Raw genomic sequence first — 8,040 nt, forward strand, 5'->3', positions numbered from 1 at the left:
AAAACCCGAGACATACCGCGCGAATTTATGCGATTAGCATAAATTCTGTGCATCGCGAAGCGTGTTACTGGGCACGGAGTGAACAGTAACTTATTCTGTATAGATTGAGTAATTTTTTTCAAAAAATCCGTTGAATTAAAGTGATAACTATATTATAATGGGTTAAGTCAAAAAATGAAAAGTACCCATAAAAGCGTTGATGAAGAAAGTAGTGCAGTCAGGTTCTGACAGAGAGAGAAACATTTGCTGGAAGTTTCTTGAGAACGGATTACATGAAGACCACTTCGAAGCTGTGCGCAGAAGGATGGATTCCGAAGCGTTACCGTGTTGCCCCGTTATCGGCTGTAAGAGTAAAAATTAAGGTGGAACCGTGTGCAAGCACCCTTAGATCATGTATTATAAGTCTATGGGTGCTTTTTTCATTTCTATAGCAAGTCAGGGAAAAATACCTTTTAACTCTGACATCATTTCATAAAAAATTAAAAAGGAGAATACAAATGGTAAATTTCAAAGAAAATGAGCAGTTAAACACACTCAATCATTCTTGCGCTCATGTCATGGCACAGGCAATTAAGCATCTTTATCCAAATGCCAAATTCTGGGTAGGACCTGTTGTAGCAGAAGGATTCTACTATGATATCGATCTTGGCGATGATGTTATCCGTGATGAAGATATCGAAAAGATTACAAAGGAAATGAAGAAAGTTGTTAAATCCGGTAAAAAGATCATTCGCCGTGAAGTTTCCAAGGAAGAAGCTCTGGAAATGTTCAAAGATGATCCTTACAAACTGGACTTAATTGACGATCTTGACGATGGCAATATTACAGTTTACGATCAGGGTGATTTCACAGACCTCTGTCGTGGACCTCATGTAGATAATGTAAAATTATGTAAACATTTCAAGCTGATCCGTCATTCCGGTGCTTACTGGAAAGGTGACAGCAAGAATAAAATGCTTCAGCGTATTTACGGTGTATGTTTCCCGACACAGGAAGAACTGGATGCGCACTTACAGTTATTAGAGGAAGCCAAAGAAAGAGATCACAGAAAGATCGGTAAAGATATGAACCTGTTTATGGTAGACGATCTTGTTGGACGTGGTCTTCCAATGTTCCTTCCAAAAGGTTATACAATCTGGCAGGAGCTGGAAAACTACATCAAGGATAAAGAAAGAAAACTGGGATATCTCCATGTTATGACTCCTTGTGTTGGTACTGTAAATCTTTACAAGACTTCCGGTCACTGGGATCACTACAAAGAGAACATGTTCCCGCCTATGGAAATGGAAGGAGAGTCCTTTGTCCTCAGACCAATGAACTGTCCGCATCATATGATGATCTATGCAAACAGAAGACATTCCTACAAAGACCTGCCAATCCGTATTGGTGAAATTGCTCATGACTTCCGTTATGAGAGCAGCGGTACATTAAAAGGTATCGAACGTGGCCGTCATTTCTGCCAGAATGATGCCCATCTGTTTGTAACACCAGAGCAGATCAAAGATGAATTTACAAAAGTTGTCAGATTAATTTTTGATACTTATAAAGATTTCGGTATTACTAATTATCGTTGTGTCCTTTCTCTCCGTGACCCTGAGAACAAAGAAAAATATCATGATGATGATGAGATGTGGAATACAGCAGAAGATGCACTGCGTCATGTTTTAAATGATATCGGAATTGAATATACAGAAGAAATCGGTGAAGCTGCATTCTATGGCCCGAAACTGGACGTAAATGTTCAGCCGGCTATCGGTAATGAGATCACTCTTTCTACCTGCCAGTTAGACTTCTGTCTGCCAGCTAAATTCAATCTGTATTACATTGACAGCAATGGCGAAAAGAAGACACCGGTTGTACTGCATCGTGCTATTCTGGGATCTCTGGATCGTTTTATGGCTTATATTCTGGAAGAAACAAAAGGAAATCTGCCAACATGGCTTGCTCCTGTCCAGGCTCGTGTTATCCCTGTAAAAACAGATGATGATGGATTAAATGCTTATGCAAAAGAAATCGTTGACGCATTAGAAGAAGCTGGCGTTCGTGTAGAACTTGATGACCGTTCTGAAAAGCTTGGCTATCGCATGCGCGAGGGTCAGGTACAGAAAGTACCTTATCTGCTGGTTATCGGATTTAATGAAAAAGATAATCGTAGTGTTTCTTTCCGTCTCCACGGAGAAAAAGAAACTAACGTTCTTCCACTGGATGAATTTGTAGAAAAGATTAAAAAAGAGATTGCTGACAAATCAAGAGAACATATTTCTGTGAAATAATATGTGCTAGAGCGTGTCTGAAAAATCATTCCCGCAATCTGCACGCCCCACTTTGCGGTATATTTTGTCCGAATTCGGTTGTCGTAGCCCACTACGACGCCTTCATCCGAACAAAATCTCCCACAAATTGTGACGCACATCTTGCGTAAAGCATTTTTCAAACACGCTCTAAATAAAAAATGCCTGCCCTATGATTAGTGTTTGAAAACATAGGGCAGGCATATGTGCGTAAAGAAAAGCGTGATCAGAAGGATAACCTGTTTTTAGCGTTGATATAATTTATGATCATGTCCGCTGCATCGGAAATATCAAGTTTTCCGGTATCAATAGACAGCTGATACTGACCGGCGTCTCCCCATTCTTTGCCTGTACAGAATTTGTGGAAGGATGCTCTTTTCTCATCCACTTCTTTTATCAGTTTCGCAGCTTTTTTCTCATCAATGCCGTCTCGTTTCATTACACGTTTGATACGGCAGTCCTTATCTGCGTGAAGAAAAATTGTAGTTGCATCAGGATCATTTGCATAGATTGCTCCTGAGCAGCGGCCGATGATTACGGCGGATTTCTGTTGTGTAAGTTCACGTATAAGTTCAAAAGATCTTTCCATCGGATTGCTTGCTCCGTAGCTTACAGCGATACTGTAGAGCAGGCTGTTTACTGCTTTTTCCTGAAAAAATTCTTTGTTCTCGTCAAGTTTTCCCAGTTTTTTTGCCTCTTCTTCAAGCTTCTTTCTGTCATAGAGTTCCAGTCCAAGTCTGGAAGTCAGTTCTTTTCCTATTTCATGTCCGCCGCTTCCGCACTGTCTTGCTATTGTAATAATCATATCCCATGCCTCCTGTGCAATTATGTCGCATTTTATTTACTGTCAAAGTACTTTTTCGGAATTATTATACTCAAAAAAAATCGAAATGTATATGCCAAAATCTACTATAAATTGCTTTCGTAAATCCTGATATTCTGGTACTTATGGCAAATTGGTCTGACAAATATCTGGAACCCTTTGGAACATCGATTGCTGTTGGGCTTTTGCTTTTTCAGCTTAAGCATTTTCGTTTCTTTTCGTGGTGTAGCTTTTTCTGAATCACGTAGGGAATATGGAAAAAATTATGTTTATAGCTTTTATTGTGGGGAAGTTTGTCCGATGAATGTTGATATAATCGATAATTCCAGAAAACGGAAAAACGGAACAGAATGTATTTTGTGCATGGAGTGTGTCAAAGCCTGTCTGAGGAAAGCGCTTTGAGCTGAATTTCTTGCAGGTGTACCTTATTGTCAGGACGTTACTGAGAACGGAGCGAACAGTAGCGTAAGACTTATGTTAAATATAGTTAAACCTCAGTAAAGTCTATTGAACTTTTTTCTCAATGTTCCTATACTCTCCAATGTAATGAACACCCGATCTGTAATCGTGTGATGAAACATTCATTTCTCAGGAGGATTATGAAAAAATGAACAACTTATGGCGAAAAAGTTTTATGGCAGGTATTTTATCAGTTTCACTGACAGCAGGAGCGGTTACTCCGGCATTTGCAAGTGCAGCACCGGACGGAAAAACAGATGCTGCTTCTCTTGCAGGAGGAATGGGAATTTCTCAGAACTGGGAATCCTGGAAAACAGAGTGGGAAGCTGTTAAGAATGACTGGACTCAGGTTTCACTTACTCCAGGCTCTGACTTTAGCCAGTTAAATTTTGCATGGTATTCTAAAAAAGATAACTCTGACACAGCAGAAAAAAAAGAAGAACAGGCTGCACAGGAGTTCTCCGCTCAGTCAGGTGATGCTTTCAGTGACAGCAGTGAACCTGCCTTTACAGAAACAGAAGCAGGTACTTCAGTGACAGATGAAACATTGGAAGCAGTACAGGCTGAAGAGACAGAATCGAATGCAGAAACAGAAGCAAATACAGGAGCGGAAACTGCAATAGCTGAAGAGAGTACAGTAACAGAAGAAAGCACAGCAGCATTTAATGTGGAAGATGGAGAAGATGTAGCAGCATTTACTGCTTCTGAGAATGACGCAGAGGAATTTGCAGCAGAAGCGAACTCAGATGAGGACCTTCCTGATTTTGATACAGAAAGCGATGAAAGTCGTGCAATCGCTGCAATGGTAGCAGATATCCTTGGAGCACAGGCTGATACAACGGCACCGAAACTGATCATTGGTGAAGGCAGAAATATGAAAAATGCCAAAGTGTATGTTGCAGAGCAGACAGATGCAACGACAAATACAAAGACCAATGAAGCATATGTTTCCAATAAAGTGACAGCAACAGGTCTGAGTGCCAATACTGTGTACTATTACAGCTATGAAAAAGAGGATGGAACCTACACAGAACCTGCAGAATACGCTACAAAATCAACCAATAATTACAGCTTTATTTTCGTAGGCGATCCGCAGATCGGATCTTCCAATGAACTGAAAGGATCTGACACAGCAGAATTTTATCAGGCACAATCCGATGCGGTCAGAAATGATTCCTTTAACTGGAACACCACATTAAATGAAGCTATGGATAAAACAGGCGGAAATGCAAGCTTCGTAGTATCAGCAGGTGACCAGATCCAGACAACTAAGAAAAAATCTCCGGGAAAAAGTGAAATGACCAGTGAAATTGAGTATACCGGATATTTAAGTCCGGATGTGCTGAAATCCCTTCCTGTTGCAACTACAGTTGGTAACCATGACGCAGACAATGCGAACTACACATATCATTTTAATACACCAAACAGCAGTGACCTGGGTTCTAACGGAGTTGTTGGCGGAGACTATTATTTCACATATGGAAACACCCTGTTTATGATGCTCAATACACAGGATACCAATGCTGCTGAACACAAACAGTTCATGGAACAGGCAATTGCTGCAAATCCAAACTGTACCTGGAGAGTCGTAACCTTACATCAGGATATTTATGGTTCTGCAGAGCATTCCAATGAGCCGGAGATTACAAACCTCAGATATACACTGGTACCCTATTTTGAAGCAAATGATGTAGATGTTGTTCTTACAGGACACGATCATGCATATTCTCGTACCCATATTCTTGAGGGCGGACATAAAACTGTAGAATATACGGATGATGAGTTTGATGCAGAGCTAGACAAGGATATGGATGCAGGAGAAAATCCGGCTACAAGATATGAAGCACCGGCAAATATTTCCGCAGATTCTAAGGAACCGGCTGATGTGGCTTATCTGAATTATCTGAATGCAGTTATGGATAAGGATGCGGTAGAGGATACAGAAAAGGGTGAGACAGTTGTAAATCCGGATGGTATTCTCTATATGACAGCAAACTCTTCATCAGGAAGCAAGTATTATGATCTTGTACCAAGAATGCAGAGCTATATTGCAAACAGATGGCAGGAAGATGTTCCGACTTATTCTGTTATTGATGTAACAGATAATACATTTACGATCAATACTTATCGCACAGATAATGATCAGAAAATTGATGAAACCTTTACGATTAAAAAAGGTGTGACAGAAGATATTAAGTCTGCATCTGTAGATAAAGTGAAGAATCAGGTTTATACAGGAAAACAGATCCAGCCGGCTCTTAAGGTCACTCTGAATGGAAAGACCTTAAAGGCAGGAAAAGACTACACAGTTACCTATGCAGATAACAAAAATACAGGTCTGGCAAAAGCAACCATCAATGGAACCGGAAAGTATACAGGAACACAGACCGTAACATTTAAGATTGTGCCAGAGAAAGCAGTATTAAAAACTGTGAAAGCCGGAAAATCCGGAACAGTAACTGTTACGATTGGAAGAGCAGGCGGAAAAGTTTCCGGCTATGCAATCCAGGTTTCTACAGATTCTTCATTCAAAAAGGTAACTACTTACCGTACAGCAAAAACTACATATATTCTTAAAAATCTGTCCAAAGGAAAAACTTACTATGTAAGAGTAAAAGCATTTACCAAGGTTTCAGACAAGAACGTGTATGGGGCAGCAAGCAAAACAATTAAGGTGAAAGCAAAATAATGTTAAACAAAAATTTCCTTCGGAGAGGGTGCCTGGTGATCGCAGGCATCCTTTTCCTCATTTTTCTGATGCAATATAATAAGATCGAAAAAACAGAACTTCTTTCCACAGAGGGCAGAACCTTTGAGAAAGCAGTAGTAACAGAGGTTATTTCAGATAACCTTACAGAAAACGGAAACAGAGTAGGTAATCAGACAGTCAGGCTGCGACTCTGTTCCGGTAAATTTAAGAACAAAGAAGTGGAAGCAATCAGTTCTTCCAGCTATCTGTTTGGTGCAACCTGTAAAAGGGGTATGAAAGTCATTGCACTGGTCAGTGAATCACAGGGAGAAGTCATTGCATCTGTATATAGTGCTGACCGTGAATTTTCCTTATATTTTATGATTGCAGTGTTTCTTCTGGCAATCATCCTGATCGGCGGGAAAAAAGGTGCGGCATCTGTACTGGGACTGGGCTTTACCATTGTATGTGTACTGTTTCTGTTTCTTCCGATGATATATAGAGGTGTTTCACCAATCCTTTCAGCGGTAGTTGTTGCTGTTATAACTACTGTAGTAACAATTTATCTGATTTCCGGAATTTCTGTTAAATCATTAACTGCAATTTTAGGAACTGTAACAGGAGTTGTTATGGCTGTTATATTTGCAGGGATATTTGGAAAAGTAACTCAGATCACAGGTTATAATGTAAGTGATATTGAAGAGCTGATTTACCTGGAAGAGAAAACAGCTATAAAAATAAATGAACTTCTGTTTGCAGGGATTCTGATCGCATCACTGGGAGCAGTAATGGATGTAGGAATGTCGATTGCCTCTACTTTACAGGAAATATACAGCAGACGCCCGGATCTTGGAATGTGGGACTTGTTTAAAAGCGGCATGAATGTTGGAAAAGATATGATGGGAACTATGTCAAATACGCTGATCCTTGCTTTTGCAGGTGGATCTCTCAACACACTGGTATTTATTTTTGCATATAACTATTCTTATCATCAGATTATCAATATGTATTCTATTGGGATTGAACTTATGCAGGGGATTTCCGCAAGTATGGGAGTAATTCTGACGGTTCCCTTTACCTCACTGGCAGGAGCCTTCTTTATTTCAGGAAAAGCATTAAAAAAGTGATTCTCTCAGGAGGGATCATAAAACGATGAAAGTAAACAAAGCAGATGAATTCTATAAGATATTAGAGAGAAAAGCCATATATCCGGTGTTTCAGCCGATCGTCAATTTACAGACCGGCAGGGGTTCCTGCTTCTGATATTGTATTCGAAATAACAGAGAGGTCAGATATAGAAAACTACCAGATATTGCAGCAGATCATGAAACATTATGCAGATCAGGGATATGAGATAGCATTGGATGATGTGGGAGCAGGGCATTCAGGACTAAATCGTGTAGTGAATACCACACCTGATTATCTAAAAGCGGATATAGAACTGGTAAGGGATATCCACAAGTATAAGAAAAAAGAGATCATGATGAAACTCCTGCTGGATTACTGTAATGCAACAGGAGCAATTCTGATTGCAGAAGGGATAGAAACAGCAGAGGAACTGGAATGTCTGTACAGCTTGGGAGACTGTCCGAAAACTCGGATAATCTAATCTGATGAGAAAAAGATTGATATGCTCTTGTGAGCGTTCAATATAAATTAAAATTGCACCTTGCTACGAAAATAAAACTCGTATCCAAGAACTGAACCTTGACAACAAATGTTTTCAACAATTATGAAAGCATCGCAAAAAAGCAGTCACGATATTGGCTGCCAATAGT

At 39.9% G+C, this 8,040-nt stretch carries 5 protein-coding genes and 3 pseudogenes; 6 read left to right on the top strand and 2 right to left on the bottom strand.

The genetic code is table 11. From position 1 onward, the window contains the following. Positions 1 to 497: 497 nt before the first annotated feature. Positions 498 to 2,273: a threonine--tRNA ligase gene (gene thrS / locus ACTNES_RS17875; protein WP_291815217.1), complete on the top strand. Its 1,776-nt coding sequence runs from the start codon at positions 498 to 500 to the stop codon at positions 2,271 to 2,273. A 17-nt stretch (positions 2,274 to 2,290) separates the two neighbouring features. Then, positions 2,291 to 2,359 (top strand): annotated as a pseudogene (locus tag ACTNES_RS17880) (DUF6783 domain-containing protein); the annotation flags it as partial. On the opposite strand, the pseudogene ACTNES_RS17885 reads toward ACTNES_RS17880, so the two are convergent. Beyond that, positions 2,333 to 2,413, bottom strand: a pseudogene (locus tag ACTNES_RS17885) (DUF6783 domain-containing protein); the annotation flags it as partial. The pseudogenes ACTNES_RS17880 and ACTNES_RS17885 sit on opposite strands and share 27 nt — an antisense overlap. 104 nt (positions 2,414 to 2,517) lie before the next feature. Beyond that, positions 2,518 to 3,096 carry an AAA family ATPase gene (locus ACTNES_RS17890; protein WP_291807587.1) on the bottom strand — a complete coding sequence of 193 codons (579 nt, stop codon included), beginning with the start codon at positions 3,094 to 3,096 and terminating at the stop codon, positions 2,518 to 2,520. Between the two features lie 300 nt (positions 3,097 to 3,396). On the opposite strand from ACTNES_RS17890, the pseudogene ACTNES_RS17895 reads away from it, so the two are divergent. The 4 genes and pseudogenes from ACTNES_RS17895 to ACTNES_RS17910 form a co-directional block, all read left to right on the top strand. Beyond that, a pseudogene (locus tag ACTNES_RS17895) lies at positions 3,397 to 3,516 on the top strand (4Fe-4S dicluster domain-containing protein); the annotation flags it as partial. Between the two features lie 205 nt (positions 3,517 to 3,721). Next, positions 3,722 to 6,262, top strand: a complete 2,541-nt coding sequence (locus ACTNES_RS17900; RefSeq protein WP_320812894.1) for a metallophosphoesterase — start codon at positions 3,722 to 3,724, stop codon at positions 6,260 to 6,262. Beyond that, positions 6,262 to 7,389: a YibE/F family protein gene (locus ACTNES_RS17905; protein ID WP_291814932.1), complete on the top strand. Its 1,128-nt coding sequence runs from the start codon at positions 6,262 to 6,264 to the stop codon at positions 7,387 to 7,389. Before ACTNES_RS17900 ends, ACTNES_RS17905 begins: the two co-directional genes overlap by 1 nt. Before the next feature lie 149 nt (positions 7,390 to 7,538). Next, a complete protein-coding gene (locus ACTNES_RS17910; protein ID WP_441040265.1) occupies positions 7,539 to 7,871 on the top strand; it encodes an EAL domain-containing protein in 333 nt (110 codons plus the stop codon). The last annotated feature ends 169 nt before the right edge of the window (positions 7,872 to 8,040 follow it).

Origin of the sequence: Blautia sp. HCP3S3_D9, from assembly GCF_052063845.1 — a bacterium.
GTDB lineage: Bacteria > Bacillota > Clostridia > Lachnospirales > Lachnospiraceae > Blautia_A.

Excerpts from the sequence above, each read along its gene's own strand:
- thrS (WP_291815217.1), top strand. The coding sequence starts at position 498 with ATGGTAAATTTCAAAGAAAATGAGCAGTTAAACACACTCAATCATTCT.
- ACTNES_RS17890 (WP_291807587.1), bottom strand. The coding sequence starts at position 3,096 with ATGATTATTACAATAGCAAGACAGTGCGGAAGCGGCGGACATGAAATA.
- ACTNES_RS17900 (WP_320812894.1), top strand. The coding sequence starts at position 3,722 with ATGAACAACTTATGGCGAAAAAGTTTTATGGCAGGTATTTTATCAGTT.
- ACTNES_RS17905 (WP_291814932.1), top strand. The coding sequence starts at position 6,262 with ATGTTAAACAAAAATTTCCTTCGGAGAGGGTGCCTGGTGATCGCAGGC.